This window comes from Rahnella bruchi, assembly GCF_003614975.1.
GTDB lineage: Bacteria > Pseudomonadota > Gammaproteobacteria > Enterobacterales > Enterobacteriaceae > Rahnella > Rahnella bruchi.
The window spans coordinates 1-15,103 of the sequence record NZ_QZWI01000002.1 but is presented as its reverse complement, the minus strand read 5'-3'; the positions used below and the strand labels follow the sequence as shown (position 1 = coordinate 15,103).

Below are 15,103 nucleotides of genomic sequence, written 5' to 3'. Positions count from 1 at the left end.
TGTTAATTAACACAAAACCCTAAAAATGCCGTCGTGAGACGACTCTGATACGTTTGTTATCGACATCTGGTGAAATAACTTTAGCCTTTATTGCAGCTTTTTGTCTAAAAGTGGTTGCAATACAGGGTTAAATCTCCACTGTCACAGAGCCGTCCGGGCCGACCATCCCGTTCACAATCACGCCTGACGGCATTCTGATCCGCACCGAGTCATTCGCTGCTGCATTATTCATCGCCTTACCGGCACTCGACACATTAAATCCACTGCCTGTTGCCTGCACCTGCACTTCCTGTCCCGCATGTACCATCCAGGGACGGCGCAGCATCGAAAGCGTTAACGGCTGACCAATGCTGATATTGCGCAGCGTGATGCCATTTATCGCCTGTTTGCTGTCGAGAATCGCCTTCGGTGGCAATAAATCTAAACGTCCGGTTTTTTGCTGCAAATCCGTTTCTGCCAGATGCGCGCCCGACGGCACATTTTTCGCCGCGACCCAGTAAGTACCGCTCACCTGCACCTTGGTCTGTACATAGCTTTTCTGCCCGTTACAGTTCACCGCCACTGAAACATTGCCCCAGGTACGGCTATTGGGAGAAAGCATAAATTGTGGCGACAGACACTGCGGCTGTCGCGCCGCTGGCGTGCTGACCAGCACCGTGACCTGCATTCCACTTTGCGCATATTGCTGGCGGAAGAACTGCTGAATTTGCGAGGACAACAGTGTATCGCTGTTCGCCGAAGCAGGCACGCTTATGACCTGCTCGTTTCTCACGGGCAAAGACTGTGCATAGCTCGCCTCACCGGATGTTGCACCCAGAATGATGCAGCCCAGTGTGATACCGAAACGACGGATTCTCTGCCTGTTCATACGCAATTTACCTTTGTGCCAACTTACTACTGGCGACAAGTCTACGCGCACTTTTCATTTCCTAAAGGAACAAATAGCGGACGATTTTGCGCTTATTCAGACGATAGGCAGTTGACACTCGCATTTATGCTGTCGACTCCAAAATCTCACTTTGCGGAGGGCGCATGCTCGACAAATTGAACGCCGCACTACAGTTCCAACAGGAAGCGCTCAACCTGCGTGCCCAGCGGCAAGAAATACTTTCAGCCAATATTGCCAACGCCGACACCCCTGGGTATCAGGCGCGCGATATCGATTTCGCCAGTCAGTTACAGAAGGTGATGGAGCAGGGGCGCGCGAGTGGCAGCGGGATGTCTTTATCTTTGACCTCCGATCGTCATATTCCGGCTTCGAACGTCCAGCCTGCTGATATGGATCTGATGTACCGGATCCCTGACCAGCCTTCAGCCGACGGTAACACGGTCGATATGGACCGTGAACGTACAAACTTTGCGGATAACAGCGTGCGCTATCAGACCGATTTGACCGTCCTTGGCGGCCAGATCAAAGGGATGATGTCGGTGCTGCAAGGATAATAACCCATGTCAATGCTCGGTATTTTTGATATCGCCGGTTCTGCGCTCGCTGCGCAGTCTCAGCGCCTGAACGTCAGCGCCAGTAACATGGCCAACGCCGACAGTGTGACCGGCCCTGACGGCCAGCCGTACAAAGCGAAGCAGGTGGTATTTCAGGTGGATGCGGCGCCTGGTCAGGAAACGGGCGGCGTGAAAGTGGCGCAGGTCGTTGATGATCCGTCTCCGGATCGTCTGGTCTTCCAGCCGGGCAATCCGATGGCGGATGCCAAAGGCTATGTGAAGATGCCAAACGTAGATGTGGTCAGCGAAATGGTGAACACCATCTCCGCTTCCCGCAGTTATCAGGCCAACGTCGAAGTGCTTAACACCACCAAGTCGTTGATGATGAAAACTCTCACTCTGGGGCAATAGCGGAGCGAACCATGGCCATTACCACGTCGATTAATGACACCACAGACAACACCACGATCACCAGCACCAGTTCCGGCGGTTCGTCCACGACAGGCGCCAGTTCTGCCGATGATTTATCCAGCAGTTTCCTGACGCTGTTAGTCGCACAGCTGAAAAACCAGGATCCGACCAATCCGATGGATAACAGTCAGCTGACCAGCCAGCTGGCACAAATCAGCACCGTGAGCGGCATTGAAAAACTCAATACCACGCTCGGCAGCATCTCAGGACAAATCACCAGCGGTTCTTCCGTACAGGCCAGCTCCCTGATTGGTCATGGCGTCATGGTTTCCGGCAGCGCCATTCTGGTCGGCAGCGATACTGACGGCACTGTCAGCACCACGCCATTCGGTTTTGAGCTGGAAACAGCTTCTGATACCACCACGGCCACCGTCAGCGATTCCACCGGCAAAGTGGTGAAAACCATCTCGCTGGGCGGCCAGACCGCCGGTGTGCACAGCTATACCTGGGACGGTACGCAGGACGATGGCACCAAAGCACCGGATGGCAGCTACACCTTCAGCATCAATGCCCTGAACAACGGTCAGCAAATGGTGGCGACACCGCTTAACTACGCGCTGGTCAATGGTGTTACCACCAGTTCATCAGGTACGACAGCGCTGGATCTCGGGGTGCGGGGAACCGCTTCCGTCGATTCAGTTCGCCAGATCTTGTAAGCGAAACACTCAGACCGCTCTCTCCCCCTTTGCAGGGAGAGGAGCTGAAAACACTACACACAGTAAATGGAGCTAACATGAGCTTTTCACAAGCAGTCAGCGGTCTCAGCGCGGCATCCACCGACCTGGACGTGATCGGTAACAACATCGCCAACTCCGCCACCGTGGGTTTCAAAACAGCGACCGCGTCTTTCGCCGATATGTTTGCCGGTTCTCAGGCAGGTATGGGCGTTAAAGTGGCGGCTGTCACGCAGAACTTTAACGATGGCACCACGACTAACACCTCCCGTGGTCTGGATGTGGCTCTGAGCGGCAACGGTTTTTTCCGTCTGGCCGACAGCAGCGGCACGGTTTATTACTCGCGTAACGGTCAGTTCTCCCTCGATGCTAACCGCAATCTGGTGAACGCGCAGGGTCTGAGCGTGACAGGTTATCCGGCAACAGGTACGCCACCGACTATCGCCGCCGGTGCGCAGCCTGGCGCGCTGAGCGTTCCGACCACCATGATGAGTGCGAAAGCCACTACCGCAGCCACCATGGTCGCTAACCTGAACTCCACCGACACGGCTATCCCGACGGCGAAGACGTTCAACGCCAACGACGACACCACGTACAACTACGTCAACAGCATTACCACCTATGACTCACAGGGTAACGCGCACGACAACAACGTGTACTTCGTGAAAACCGCGTCTAACACCTGGGATTTGTACTCCCTCGACAGCAGCGTGGCCGGTTCTGCCGCCACCAAAATGGGTACGCTGAAATTTGATACCAGCGGCGCACTGCAAAGCGCAACTCAGGCTGACGGCACCGTCAACGCTAACGGTTCACTGCCAATCGTGATGAATACTTCCACCAACGGCACTGTGACTCCGCAGTCTGTTGGCCTGAACTTCACCGGCAGTATCCAGCAAAGCACCGGCAGCGACAGCATCGGTTCCCTGACGCAGGATGGTTACGCCGCGGGCCAGATGACCGGCTACACCATCAACGATGACGGCACCATCACCGGAACTTACTCCAACCAGAAAACGCAGCTGCTGGGCCAGATTGTCCTGAGTTCCTTCTCTAACCCGGAAGGTCTGCAATCTGAAGGTAACAACGTGTGGACAGCTACCTCGTCTTCCGGTCAGGCCGTGAACGGCGTGGCGGGCGCGGGTGGTTTCGCCAGCATGACCAGTGGTGCGCTGGAATCGTCCAACGTCGATCTGAGCGCCGAACTGGTGAACATGATCGTTGCTCAGCGTAACTATCAGTCGAATGCGCAAACCATCAAAACTCAGGACTCCATCCTGAACACGCTGGTTAACCTGCGCTAAGACGCTCTTTTTTACTTTGAGAACAGGGCAGCACTATGGATCACGCTATCTACACCGCAAGCGGCGCAGCGAGCCAGACCCTGCTTCAGCAGTCGGTCACGTCGAGCAACCTTGCTAATGCCAATACACCCGGCTTTCGCTCGCAACTTTTAGCTATGCGCGCGGTGCCGGTGGAAGGTGAAAGCCTGCCTACGCGTACGCTGGTCACGGCGTCTACGCCGGGCGCAGACATGACGCAAGGCAAACTTAACTACACTGGCCGTCCGCTGGATGTGGCTTTACAGCAGGACGGTTTCCTTGCGGTGCAGATGCCTGATGGCACTGAAGCTTATACCCGTAACGGCGACATGCAGGTGTCACCGACTAACCAGCTGACCGTTCAGGGTCATCCGGTGATGGGGGATAACGGCCCGATCGAGGTTCCGCCGAACTCACAACTGACGATTTCTGCGGACGGCACCATCGCCGTGCTCGAAGCCGGCGCTGACCCGAATACCATGGGGCAGCTCGGCAAACTCAAGCTGGTCAAAGCCGCGAACAGCGAAGTGACCCGTGGCGACGACGGCATGTTCCGTCCGACCCCGGCCACGGCGCTGGCGCGCGGTGCCGCTTTACAGGCCGACCCGACAATCCACGTGATGCCAGGAACACTTGAAGGCAGTAACGCGGATCCGGTATCGACCATGGTTGACATGATTGCCAACGCCCGTCGCTTTGAGATGCAGATGAAAGTCATCCACAGCGTCGATGAAAATGAACAGAGTGCCAACAATCTGCTGTCAATGAGCTGATGATGGCAGAGGAGTAATGACATGATCCCATCGCTGTATATTGCGAAAACCGGTCTGGATGCCCAGCAGACCAACATGGACGTCATCGCCAACAACTTGGCGAACGTCAGCACCAACGGTTTTAAACGCCAGCGTGCGGTGTTCGAAGACCTGCTTTATCAGACTGTCCGCCAGCCCGGTGCGCAATCTTCTGAGCAGACCAACCTGCCATCCGGTTTGCAGATTGGTACCGGTGTGCGTCCGGTTTCTACTGAACGTTTGTTCTCGCAGGGCAACCTGTCGCAGACCAGCAACAGTAAAGACATCGCCGTCAAAGGCGAGGGTTTCTTCCAGGTGCAGCTGCCGGACGGCACCACCGCGTATACCCGCGACGGTTCTTTCCAGGTGGATCAGAACGGTCAGCTGGTGACGTCGAGCGGTTATCAGGTTATTCCTGCGATCACCATTCCGGCCAATGCGCTGAGCATGACGGTCGGTCGTGACGGTATCGTCAGCGTGACCCAGCAGGGGCAGACGGCGGCACAACAAGTCGGGCAACTGACGCTGAGCACCTTCATCAACAACAGCGGCCTGGAATCGATGGGTGAAAACCTTTATCAGGAAACCCAGAGCTCCGGCGCGCCGACTGAAAGCACGCCGGGCCTGAACGGTGCCGGCCTGTTGTATCAGGGTTATGTGGAAACCTCTAACGTCAACGTGGCGGAAGAGCTGGTCAACATGATCCAGACGCAGCGCGCTTACGAAATCAACAGTAAAGCCGTGTCTACGTCGGACGAAATGTTGCAAAAACTGTCGCAGCTGTAGGTTTTTTGTACGTCATAACAAAGTGGCTGTCGCCGGAACGGGCAGCCACAAAAAAACAAGAGGATTGGGGCCGGACGGCGTCAGTTCTGAACCGGTTCAGATCCCTACCAGGTCGATTTTTTTAAGGCGATAACTGTGGTGAGCAAAAAAATAACGTCGGAAATGACTTCTTATACAGACCGACCAGGCAAGCTGGTGCTGCCGCTGTTAATCACGTTACTGGCGAACGGCTGCGCGTATATGCCGCATACCCCGCTGGTACCCGGAACCACCACAGCAACCCCTGCGCCCGCCGCACCGCCGGTGCCTAACGGCTCGATTTTCCAGTCCGTTCAGCCGATGAACTATGGTTATCAGCCTCTGTTTGAAGACCGCCGTCCACGTAACGTCGGGGATACTCTGACCATCGTCTTACAGGAAAACGTCAGTGCGAGCAAAAGCTCCTCGGCGAACGCCAGCCGTAACGGGTCAACCACCTTTGGTGCCGCCACCGCGCCGCGCTATCTGGAAGGGCTGTTTGGCAATGCCCGCGCCGACGTGGATATGTCCGGTGCCAATACCTTCGGTGGTAAAGGCGGCGCAGCGGCCAATAACACCTTCAGCGGCACACTGACCGTGACGGTCGCGGAAGTGCTGGCAAACGGCAACCTGAAAGTTGTCGGTGAAAAACAAATCGAAATTAATCAGGGCACCGAATTCATCCGGTTCTCCGGTGTGGTCAACCCGCGCACCATCAGCGGTGCAAACGCCGTTATCTCCACGCAGGTGGCAGATGCGCGCATCGAATACGTGGGTAACGGCTACATCAATGAAGCGCAGAACATGGGCTGGTTGCAGCGGTTCTTCCTAAACTTATCGCCGTTATAACGAGGCAATCATGCGAAAACTACTTTCCGGTGTTATCTGTCTGGCGATGTCCGCCCTGGTGGTACTGCCCGCATCCGCCGACCGTATTCGTGATCTGACGACGGTACAAGGTGTGCGTGATAACGCCCTGATCGGTTACGGCCTGGTCGTCGGCCTGGACGGAACCGGTGACCAGACCACTCAGACACCGTTCACCACACAGACTCTCACCAACATGTTATCCCAGTTAGGAATAACCGTTCCGGCTGGTACCAATATGCAGCTGAAAAACGTGGCAGCGGTGATGGTGACCGCCAAAATGCCGCCATTCTCGCGTGCCGGACAGGCGATTGACGTGGTGGTTTCCTCGATGGGTAATGCCAAAAGTATTCGTGGCGGCACCTTGCTGATGACGCCGATGAAAGGCGTGGATAATCAGGTTTACGCGCTGGCGCAGGGTAACGTGCTGGTCGGCGGTGCGGGCGCTTCAGCCGGTGGCAGCAGCGTGACGGTCAACCAGGTTTCCGGCGGTCGTATTACCGGCGGCGCCACTATCGAACGTGAACTGCCAAGCACTTTTGGTACCGAGGGCGTGATCAACCTGCAACTTAACGACGAAGATTTCAATCTGGCGCAGCAGGTCAGTGATGCCATCAACCGTCAGGGAATGGGCACAGCGTCAGCACTGGATTCCCGCAATATTCAGATCATTGTGCCGCGCGGCAACACTTCGCAGGTGCGCATACTGGCGCAAATTCAGAATATTGAAGTCAATGTCGGGCCGATGGATGCCAAAGTCATCATCAACTCCCGTACCGGCTCGGTGGTCATGAACCGTGACGTCACGCTCGACAGTTGCGCAGTTGCGCAGGGCAACCTCTCTGTGGTGGTAGATCGTCAGAACGATGTCAGCCAGCCAAACACGCCGTTCGGCGGCGGTCAGACCGTGGTGACGCCAAACACCAATATTTCCGTGCGTCAGTCCGGCGGCTCTATCCAGCAGGTGCGCTCCAGCGCCAGCCTGAACAACGTGGTCCGTACCCTGAACGCGTTAGGCGCGACGCCTATCGACCTGATGTCCATCCTGCAGGCCATGAAAACAGCCGGCTGCCTGCGTGCTGATTTGGAAATTATCTGATGAGCGATCTGTTGTCGATGTCCGGCGCCTTTGACCCGCAAGGGGCGGCGTACGATGCCAATTCCCTGAACAAACTGAAACGGGATGTGTCGCAAAATCCGCAGGCGCATCTCAAAGAAGTGGCGAAACAGTTTGAAGGCGTGTTTGTCCAGATGATGCTGAAGAGTATGCGTCAGGCATTGCCGCAGGGGGGGATCCTCGACAACCAGTCCACCAAACTTTATACCTCGATGTACGATCAGCAAATTGCGCAGGACATGTCCGACAAAGGGTTGGGCATGGCCGATATGATGGTAGAACAGCTGACCGGCGGCTCTAAACAGCCGTCCGAACTGTCCGGTACGGTGCCGATGGCGCTGGATAACGAAGTGCTGAAAACCATGCCGGTGCAGGCGATGGAACAGTATTTGCGTAAAGTTATTCCGACCGCACCGGATCGCACTACCGGCGGCGCACCTTTACCTGCCGACAGCGGTCAGTTCGTGTCCAACCTGAGCATTCCGGCGCAGGTGGCCAGTAAAGACAGCGGGATTTCACATCAGCTGATCATGGCGCAGGCCGCACTGGAATCCGGCTGGGGACAACGCGAGATCCCGACTGCCGATGGCAAGCGCAGCTTCAACCTGTTTGGTATTAAAGCGGGCAGCAGCTGGGACGGCCCGACCACCAATATCACCACCACCGAATACACCAACGGCGTGGCGAAAAAAGTTCAGGCCAGTTTCCGCGTTTATGGCTCCTACGTGGAAGCGATCAGCGATTACATCAAACTGCTGACCAGCAACCCGCGTTACGCCCAGGTGGCTTCTGCTAATACCCCTGAACAAGCCGCGCATGAATTGCAACGCGCAGGCTATGCCACCGACCCGAATTATGCCGACAAACTGGTGAGCGTTATCCAGAAAATTAAAGGTGCGGGCGAGCAGGCAGTTAAGGCGTATAGCCATGATTTGAAAGATATCTTTTAGATAGCCAAATCCTCGTTTTTTTCCTCAAGTTTTGGCGTGACAGGCCGATAACCAGATCAGAATGGGAAAAGGGGAAAGCCCCGATTCAGTTCCCTTAATTACACGGTGGTAAAAAAGGTCACCGGCAGACAAAAGGTCACTCATGTCCAGTAGCTTAATTAATACCGCAATGAGCGGACTGAACGCAGCGCAGGCAGCGCTCAGTACCACCGGGAACAACATCGCTAACGTCAGTGTGGCGGGCTATAACCGTCAGACGGCGATCATCACTCAAAGTAACGGTAACTCCACCTCCGCCGGGTATATCGGTAACGGTGTGACCGTGACCGGCGTGAACCGTGAATACAATTCCTTTGTCGTGACCCAGTTGCTTGGCGCAAGCGCCACCGGCAGTGCGCTATCCACACAGTTGGATCAGGCAAGCTCGATTGATGACCTGCTGGGCGACAGCTCGACCGGTATCGATGCGACTATGTCGACCTTCTTCAAAGGCCTGCAAACGCTGACCAGCAATGCCAGCGACAGCTCGGCACGTCAGGCGGTATTGGGCGAAGCACAGGGCTTAACTGCGCAGTTCAACAGCTCAGCGAAATACCTTAATGACATGAACACCGCGGTGAATCAGCAGGTTACGCAAAACGTTGATCAGATCAACACTTATGCGGCGCAGATTGCCAAGCTGAATACCCAGATCACCGCAACCCGTGGCAGCACCGGTCAGGAACCTAACGCACTGCTCGATCAGCGTGACCAGCTGGTCAGCCAGCTCAACGATATCACCGGTGTGACCGTGACTCAGCAGGATGGCGATACCTATAACGTCTCCTTTGCTAACGGCACGCCACTGGTGAGCGGCGGCAACTCTAAAACGGTCGTGGCGGTAGCTTCCAGTGCTGATCCTTCCAAACTGACCGTCGGTATGACTCAGCCTGATGGCACCGTTTCTGAAATTCAGGAAAGTCGTCTGACCACCGGATCTCTCGGCGGCACGCTGGCGTTTCGTAAAGACAACCTCGAGCCTGCCATTAACCAGCTCGGGCAACTGGCACTGACGTTCTCTGACGCGTTCAACAGCACCAACAAAGCCGGATTTGATCTCAACGGTGACGCAGGGACAGATTTCTTCTCTTATACCGGCGCAACCACCGTGGGTAACACCAAAAACACCGGCACCGCCGATGTCAGCGTGGCGTACAAAGACACGACAGCGGTGAAAGCCAGCGATTACACCATGGCCTATAACGGCACCAGCTGGGATGTCACCCGTGTTTCCGATGGCGCTAAAATCACGCCAACGGCAGGCACCGACAGCAGCGGTAATCCGACCATGGAATTTGACGGATTATCGGTTTCTGTTTCCGGTACGCCATCGACCAACGACAGCTTTACCCTCAAAACCGTCAGCAACGTGGCGGGAAGCATGGGTGTGGCTATCACAGATTCTTCGCTGATTGCTGCTGCAAGCTCAGCTGACAGCGGCGTGAGTGATAACACCAACGCGCAAAAATTACTGAATTTGCAGACCGCTAAACTGGTGGAAGGTAAGTCAACGCTGTCCGGCGCCTACGCCAGCCTGGTGAGTAACGTCGGTAACCAGGTGGCGACACTGACCACCACCAGCACCGCGCAAAGCAATATCGTGACGCAGCTGACAACGCAACAGCAGTCCATTTCCGGCGTTAACCTCGATGAGGAATACGGCGATCTGCAACGCTACCAGCAATATTATCTGGCTAACGCGCAGGTGGTGCAGACGGCATCCACCATTTTTGACGCCATCATCAATCTTCGCTGATCTCTGAACTGATAAGGAACTGATGCCATGCGCCTTAGTACCAATATAATTTACCAACAAAACATGGATGCGGTGCTGGATGGTCAGAACCGTTTCCAGGCGACCGGCTTGCAGCTATCCACTGGCTCTAAAGTAAATAAGCCTTCTGATGATCCGCTGGCTGCCTCTCAGGCCGTACTGGTGCGCCAGGCTACAGCGCAAAACAGTCAGTATTCGGTAGCGCGTACTTTTGCTAATCAAAACATGAGTCAGGAAGAATCGATTCTTTCCAGCGTAACATCCACGATACAGGATGCGCAGACTCTGATCGTTCAGGCGGGAAACGGGACGTTAAGTGATGATGACCGTTCTTCTTTGGCCACCAAACTGGAAAGCCTGAAATCACAACTGGTCAACCTGGCGAACAGCACCGACGGTAACGGGCGCTATATTTTTGCCGGGTATAAGAGTGATACCGCGCCTTATACGCAGGATCCGACTACCGGTGCAGTGACGTATTCCGGTGGTGACACGGCAATCACCCAGCAGGTTGATGCCAGCCGTACCATGACTATCAACCACACCGGCAATCAGATTTTTGATTCCTTAACCGGTGATGCGAAGAAAGAGCCAAACGGTTCTACTGGCGAAGCCGACATCTTCAAGACCATCGACGGCGCGCTGACTGCTCTTAAAACGCCTTCAGCGGATTATACCTCTGACTCCGAATACACCGACGCGATCGATAAAGCCAACCGTGGCCTGAGCAACTCACTGAACAACGTATTGTCAGTGCGCTCTGAGCTCGGTACGCAAATGAGTGAACTCGACAGCCTCGATACGCTGGGTGATAACCGCGACGTGACGAACTCCACCAAGCTTAGCAATCTGGTCGATACTGAATGGACCTCGGCGATTTCGACCTACACGCTGCAACAGGTTGCACTCCAGGCGTCCTATAAAACCTACAGCTCCATGCAAGGTATGTCGCTGTTCCAGATGAACTCGTAATCCCTCCGGCGCGCCAGCATCGCGCGCCCGTTTGACCCTCTTCGTTATCTGCTGCCAGTCCGCATAATGCGGGCCGGCAGGCATTTTTCTGACCGTACTTAAACCGGGTACTCTCAGTTTTGTATGTCGTCTTTCTAAGGTTTGGCGACATACATCTTTTTCCTCGTCCTGCTTCGAATTATCTCTGCGTTGGCTGCGTCTGCTCGCCCGAATCACTGACTTATTGTCAGCTCATCGGGACTCACAGACTTGCCGCCTTGATACAATCCGAAACAGCTAGAGGAAGCCGTGCCTTCTATTTTTCCCGACTAATGACCAAACATGGCGAGTAATACGGGGAACAGGAACGGGGCGAGGAGGGAGGTGATGATCCCACAGATGACTAGCGCCAGCGAGCTGAAGGCGCCTTCCTGATAATCCATTTCGGCGCAGCGGGCGGTGCCGAGGGCGTGAGATGCGGTGCCCATCGCCAGTCCGCGTGAGGCTTTGGTAGTGATTTTCAGGATGTTCAGAATGGTGTGACCGAAAACCGCGCCAAGGATCCCGACGAAAATCACGCAGACGGCGCTGATGGCCGGAATACCATTAATCGACTGGGCGGTCGCCATCGCAATCGGCGTGGTGACGGATTTCGGTAAGACTGAAGCGGCAATCTGTGGCGTAGCGCCCATCCATAATGCAATTGCGGTGCCGGTGGTCATCGCCACGATGCTGCCGATAAAGCAGATGCTGATGATGGATTTCCAGCGGGCGCGGATCTGATGCAGCTGTTCGTAAAGCGGAAACGCCAGCGCGACCACAGCCGGTTGCAGTAAATCATTGAGGATTTTACTGCCGGCGAAATAGCGTGCGTAAGGAATATTGGTCACCAGCAGCAGCGGGATAATCACCACCATCGACATCAGTAACGGATTCAGCAGCGGCATTTTTAGTTTCACCGCCAGTTTACGCGTGGCGAAAAATACCAGCAGGGTCAGCGGCAGCGACCACAAAATATCAATCATTTTCTTTCTCCGCGTTGTCCACCACCGCACCGCGCTCGCCGTGGATATAGTGAGAACAATAGGCGACCACCAGCAATACGATGATCGTACTAACCAGACAGGACACCACCAGCGGGCCGAACTGCGTGCGCAGCTGCTCGTAATAATTCATCACGCCGACGCCGATAGGCACAAACAGGAGCGCCATATAGCGGATCAGAACGTTGCAGCCGGGTTTAACCCATTTAAACGGCAAAATTTGCGTTGAAAGCAGCCCGAATAAAATCAGCATGCCGATAATGCTGCCGGGAATAGTCAGCGGCAGAAGGGATGAAATCGCATTCCCGGCGAATAAACACAGATAAATCAGAATAAATGCCCGGATATATTGGAATGCCAGAGAAGTTGCAATGCTCATGGTGTTTCACCCAGTTGAATGATGCATTCATCATACAATTAAGATGTGATCTGCGCCACATAACTCAGTATGAAATTTAGGAATGAAGTGTATGCCAAAAAGGCAGGGTTTGGCTGCTGAAATTGCAGGGTATGCCTTTAGAATCAGGCGCGGATGATACCCGGCCCGTGCCTAGCTGCTTTGCCCGGTCACGCGCCTGTTTGTACAGTAACAATTCGCTGCCAGCGCCCGTCCTGCGGCTTTAATAACCAATCAGATAACGTTATTCATAATTAGCATAACGATAGTATTTATCAGACTTTCTGCTCTTAATAAGAAACTTTACACTCAACAAAACTTTAGCAATTTCGCTACTTTGGAGAGTCTGTCCTGATGAAAGCTTTATTACCGTCCGTCCTGTTTACGGCTATTGCGGCTACTTTCGCTGTCCAGGCTGCCACGCCGCCGGACACGCTGGTCATCGCCCAGTCCATTGATGACACCTCAAGCTTTGACCCGGCACAGGGTTTTGAACTGACGACGGTGCAGGCTTTCAACAACATTTACCAGCGTCTGGTGCAGTCAGATCCTAATAATCCGATTGATTTAAAACCGACGCTGGCGACCTCCTGGGAAGCAGGCAAAGATAACCGCAGCCTGACGTTCACGCTGTCGCCAAAAGCGACCTTTGCCAGCGGCAACCCGCTGACTGCCGACGACGTGATCTTCTCGCTGTCGCGCGTGGTGAAACTGAATCTCGAGCCTTCGTTCATTCTGACCCAGCTGGGCTGGACAGATAAAAACGTCGATACTTTCCTGACCAAAATCGACGACCAGCATGTGAAAGTCAGCTGGACTGCTGATGTCAGCCCGTCCTTCGTGTTGAGCCTGCTGTCTGCGCCGGTTTCCTCGATTGTTGACAGCAAACTGGTGAAAACGAACGCGGCCGCCGACGACCTCGGACATCAGTGGCTGAGCAACCATTCTGCCGGTTCCGGTCCGTATCAGATCCGTAACTATATTCCGCATGAAGTGGTGATCCTTTCCGCGAACCCGACGTCTCCGGAAGGCGCGCCGAAGCTGAAAACCATTCTGATTAAAAACGTACCGGATCCGGCTGCACGCCGTCTGCTGATTGAGCAGGGCGATGCGGATATGGCGCGTAACCTCGGTTCGGATCAGATGGCTGCGCTAGAAGGCAAGAAAGGCGTCAAACCGCTGGCCGTGCCTTATGCCTCGTTGTATTTCATGCAGTTCAACGCCAAAGCCTCTCCGGCGCTGGGGAATCCGGCCTTCTGGGAAGCGGCGCGTTATCTGTTCGACTATAACCATATCGCCCATGACCTGATGAAAAATCAGTTCCAGGTGCATCAGGCATTCCTGCCTGAAGGCTATCTGGGCGCGCTAAACGACACGCCTTACACCTATGATCCGGAGAAAGCCAAAGCGATTCTGGCGAAAGCCGGACTGACTAACGTCAGCTTCACGCTGTCTACCGCCAACCAGCCGCCGTATCTGGACATCGCGCAGGCGTTGCAGGCCAGCTTCGCGCAGGGCGGCGTGACGGTAAAACTGGATCCGGGTTTAAGCTCGCAGATTTCCACCAAAATTAAGGCGCATGAATACGACGCGTATATGTCTTCATGGGGCCCGGATTACTTTGACCCGAACACCAATGCTTCCGCGTTTGCTTTCAATCCGGAAGACGGCAGCAAAACCCTGGCATGGCGCGCTAACTGGTCTATTCCGGCGCTGAATAAACTGACGCTGGCGGCGATTGCCGAACCGGATCAGGCCAAACGCGTGGCGGATTACCGTCAGCTGCAACTGGAAGTACAGAAAAACTCACCGTTTGTCATCGGCTTACAGGCCAAAAGCCTCATCGCCGTGCGTGACAACATCAAGGGCTACGTGCAGGGCATCAATCCTGACATGGTCTTCTACAGCAAGGTCACCAAGTAATGACAGACAGTTCAACGCCCGCCGGATTCCTCCGGCAGGGTTGGCGCTGGTCAGGCCGTTTGCTGACCGGCGTGATTTCGCTGGCGCTGACATTGCTCGGCCTGCTGGCGTTCACCTTTACACTTTCCCACCTTGCTCCGATTGACCCGACACTTCAGGTGGCAGGCGATCACGCCAGTGAAGCCACCTATGCGCAGGTTCGTCGCGATTTAGGTCTCGATCAGTCAGTGCCGATACAGTTCGCACGATATCTCGATCACCTGGCGCACGGCGATATGGGAATATCCCGTATTACCGCGCAGCCGGTTGCCAGCGATTTAATGCGCACCTTCCCGGCAACCGTCGAACTGGCCACCTGCGCCATTCTGCTCGGCGGGACGCTGGGTATTTTACTGGCGCTGCTGGCGGTATGGAAACCGGGAAGCTGGCTGGATAACGTCGCGAGAATGGTCTCGCTGCTCGGGTATTCCGTGCCGATATTCTGGCTGAGCCTGCTCGGCCTGTTGCTGTTTTACGCCGTGCTGCACTGGGCGGGCG

16 protein-coding genes are annotated in these 15,103 nt (G+C 55.0%); 13 read left to right on the top strand and 3 right to left on the bottom strand.

Going from position 1 to position 15,103, the window contains the following annotated elements:
* Positions 1 to 127 precede the first annotated feature (127 nt).
* Positions 128 to 868 carry a flagellar basal body P-ring formation chaperone FlgA gene (flgA, locus tag D5398_RS05475; protein WP_162940723.1) on the bottom strand — a complete coding sequence of 247 codons (741 nt, stop codon included), beginning with the start codon at positions 866 to 868 and terminating at the stop codon, positions 128 to 130.
* Between the two features lie 164 nt (positions 869 to 1,032).
* Here flgA and flgB point away from each other — a divergent pair, with 164 nt between their 5' ends.
* From flgB to flgL, 11 genes are all read left to right on the top strand, one after another.
* Complete coding sequence (flgB, locus tag D5398_RS05470; RefSeq protein ID WP_120506708.1) at positions 1,033 to 1,443, top strand: flagellar basal body rod protein FlgB; 411 nt, start codon at positions 1,033 to 1,035, stop codon at positions 1,441 to 1,443.
* 6 nt (positions 1,444 to 1,449) lie between these two features.
* Positions 1,450 to 1,854: a flagellar basal body rod protein FlgC gene (gene flgC / locus D5398_RS05465; RefSeq protein WP_112289801.1), complete on the top strand. Its 405-nt coding sequence runs from the start codon at positions 1,450 to 1,452 to the stop codon at positions 1,852 to 1,854.
* Between the two features lie 11 nt (positions 1,855 to 1,865).
* The gene (gene flgD, locus D5398_RS05460; RefSeq protein WP_120506707.1) at positions 1,866 to 2,570 is read left to right on the top strand and encodes a flagellar hook assembly protein FlgD; all 705 of its coding nucleotides are present in this window, start codon (positions 1,866 to 1,868) and stop codon (positions 2,568 to 2,570) included.
* A gap of 77 nt (positions 2,571 to 2,647) precedes the next feature.
* The gene (gene flgE, locus D5398_RS05455; RefSeq protein ID WP_120506706.1) at positions 2,648 to 3,892 is read left to right on the top strand and encodes a flagellar hook protein FlgE; all 1,245 of its coding nucleotides are present in this window, start codon (positions 2,648 to 2,650) and stop codon (positions 3,890 to 3,892) included.
* A 35-nt stretch (positions 3,893 to 3,927) separates the two neighbouring features.
* On the top strand, positions 3,928 to 4,683 hold the full coding sequence (locus D5398_RS05450) for a flagellar basal body rod protein FlgF (protein WP_120134136.1): 756 nt from the start codon (positions 3,928 to 3,930) through the stop codon (positions 4,681 to 4,683).
* A 21-nt stretch (positions 4,684 to 4,704) separates the two neighbouring features.
* Positions 4,705 to 5,487 carry a flagellar basal-body rod protein FlgG gene (flgG, locus tag D5398_RS05445; protein ID WP_120134135.1) on the top strand — a complete coding sequence of 261 codons (783 nt, stop codon included), beginning with the start codon at positions 4,705 to 4,707 and terminating at the stop codon, positions 5,485 to 5,487.
* A 162-nt stretch (positions 5,488 to 5,649) separates the two neighbouring features.
* Positions 5,650 to 6,354, top strand: coding sequence for a flagellar basal body L-ring protein FlgH (locus D5398_RS05440; RefSeq protein ID WP_120506997.1), 705 nt, complete (start codon positions 5,650 to 5,652; stop codon positions 6,352 to 6,354).
* Positions 6,355 to 6,364: 10 nt separating this feature from the next.
* Positions 6,365 to 7,471 carry a flagellar basal body P-ring protein FlgI gene (locus D5398_RS05435; protein ID WP_120506705.1) on the top strand — a complete coding sequence of 369 codons (1,107 nt, stop codon included), beginning with the start codon at positions 6,365 to 6,367 and terminating at the stop codon, positions 7,469 to 7,471.
* Positions 7,471 to 8,439 (top strand): flagellar assembly peptidoglycan hydrolase FlgJ, encoded by a 969-nt coding sequence (gene flgJ, locus D5398_RS05430; RefSeq protein WP_120506704.1) that lies wholly within the window; start codon positions 7,471 to 7,473, stop codon positions 8,437 to 8,439. Before D5398_RS05435 ends, flgJ begins: the two co-directional genes overlap by 1 nt.
* Before the next feature lie 142 nt (positions 8,440 to 8,581).
* Complete coding sequence (gene flgK, locus D5398_RS05425) at positions 8,582 to 10,234, top strand: flagellar hook-associated protein FlgK (protein WP_120506703.1); 1,653 nt, start codon at positions 8,582 to 8,584, stop codon at positions 10,232 to 10,234.
* Positions 10,235 to 10,261: 27 nt separating this feature from the next.
* On the top strand, positions 10,262 to 11,224 hold the full coding sequence (flgL, locus tag D5398_RS05420; RefSeq protein WP_120506702.1) for a flagellar hook-associated protein FlgL: 963 nt from the start codon (positions 10,262 to 10,264) through the stop codon (positions 11,222 to 11,224).
* 308 nt (positions 11,225 to 11,532) lie between these two features.
* Here the strand turns inward: flgL and D5398_RS05415 are convergent, their stop codons facing one another.
* The gene (locus D5398_RS05415; RefSeq protein WP_120506701.1) at positions 11,533 to 12,228 is read right to left on the bottom strand and encodes a CidB/LrgB family autolysis modulator; all 696 of its coding nucleotides are present in this window, start codon (positions 12,226 to 12,228) and stop codon (positions 11,533 to 11,535) included.
* Positions 12,221 to 12,625 (bottom strand): CidA/LrgA family protein, encoded by a 405-nt coding sequence (locus tag D5398_RS05410; RefSeq protein ID WP_120506700.1) that lies wholly within the window; start codon positions 12,623 to 12,625, stop codon positions 12,221 to 12,223. The genes D5398_RS05415 and D5398_RS05410 overlap by 8 nt, the downstream gene beginning before the upstream one ends.
* A 372-nt stretch (positions 12,626 to 12,997) precedes the next feature.
* Between D5398_RS05410 and D5398_RS05405 the strand changes: the two genes are divergently transcribed.
* Both D5398_RS05405 and D5398_RS05400 read left to right on the top strand, forming a co-directional pair.
* Positions 12,998 to 14,566 (top strand): ABC transporter substrate-binding protein, encoded by a 1,569-nt coding sequence (locus D5398_RS05405; protein ID WP_120506699.1) that lies wholly within the window; start codon positions 12,998 to 13,000, stop codon positions 14,564 to 14,566.
* On the top strand, positions 14,566 to 15,103 hold a 538-nt coding region (locus D5398_RS05400; protein ID WP_162940721.1), incomplete at its 3' end, for an ABC transporter permease family protein. The genes D5398_RS05405 and D5398_RS05400, both read left to right, overlap by 1 nt.

What these genes read in the sequence shown, in the direction of transcription:
- flgA (WP_162940723.1), bottom strand. Translation starts at nt 868, where the DNA reads ATGAACAGGCAGAGAATCCGTCGTTTCGGTATCACACTGGGCTGCATC.
- flgB (WP_120506708.1), top strand. Translation starts at nt 1,033, where the DNA reads ATGCTCGACAAATTGAACGCCGCACTACAGTTCCAACAGGAAGCGCTC.
- flgC (WP_112289801.1), top strand. Translation starts at nt 1,450, where the DNA reads ATGTCAATGCTCGGTATTTTTGATATCGCCGGTTCTGCGCTCGCTGCG.
- flgD (WP_120506707.1), top strand. Translation starts at nt 1,866, where the DNA reads ATGGCCATTACCACGTCGATTAATGACACCACAGACAACACCACGATC.
- flgE (WP_120506706.1), top strand. Translation starts at nt 2,648, where the DNA reads ATGAGCTTTTCACAAGCAGTCAGCGGTCTCAGCGCGGCATCCACCGAC.
- D5398_RS05450 (WP_120134136.1), top strand. Translation starts at nt 3,928, where the DNA reads ATGGATCACGCTATCTACACCGCAAGCGGCGCAGCGAGCCAGACCCTG.
- flgG (WP_120134135.1), top strand. Translation starts at nt 4,705, where the DNA reads ATGATCCCATCGCTGTATATTGCGAAAACCGGTCTGGATGCCCAGCAG.
- D5398_RS05440 (WP_120506997.1), top strand. Translation starts at nt 5,650, where the DNA reads ATGACTTCTTATACAGACCGACCAGGCAAGCTGGTGCTGCCGCTGTTA.
- D5398_RS05435 (WP_120506705.1), top strand. Translation starts at nt 6,365, where the DNA reads ATGCGAAAACTACTTTCCGGTGTTATCTGTCTGGCGATGTCCGCCCTG.
- flgJ (WP_120506704.1), top strand. Translation starts at nt 7,471, where the DNA reads ATGAGCGATCTGTTGTCGATGTCCGGCGCCTTTGACCCGCAAGGGGCG.
- flgK (WP_120506703.1), top strand. Translation starts at nt 8,582, where the DNA reads ATGTCCAGTAGCTTAATTAATACCGCAATGAGCGGACTGAACGCAGCG.
- flgL (WP_120506702.1), top strand. Translation starts at nt 10,262, where the DNA reads ATGCGCCTTAGTACCAATATAATTTACCAACAAAACATGGATGCGGTG.
- D5398_RS05415 (WP_120506701.1), bottom strand. Translation starts at nt 12,228, where the DNA reads ATGATTGATATTTTGTGGTCGCTGCCGCTGACCCTGCTGGTATTTTTC.
- D5398_RS05410 (WP_120506700.1), bottom strand. Translation starts at nt 12,625, where the DNA reads ATGAGCATTGCAACTTCTCTGGCATTCCAATATATCCGGGCATTTATT.
- D5398_RS05405 (WP_120506699.1), top strand. Translation starts at nt 12,998, where the DNA reads ATGAAAGCTTTATTACCGTCCGTCCTGTTTACGGCTATTGCGGCTACT.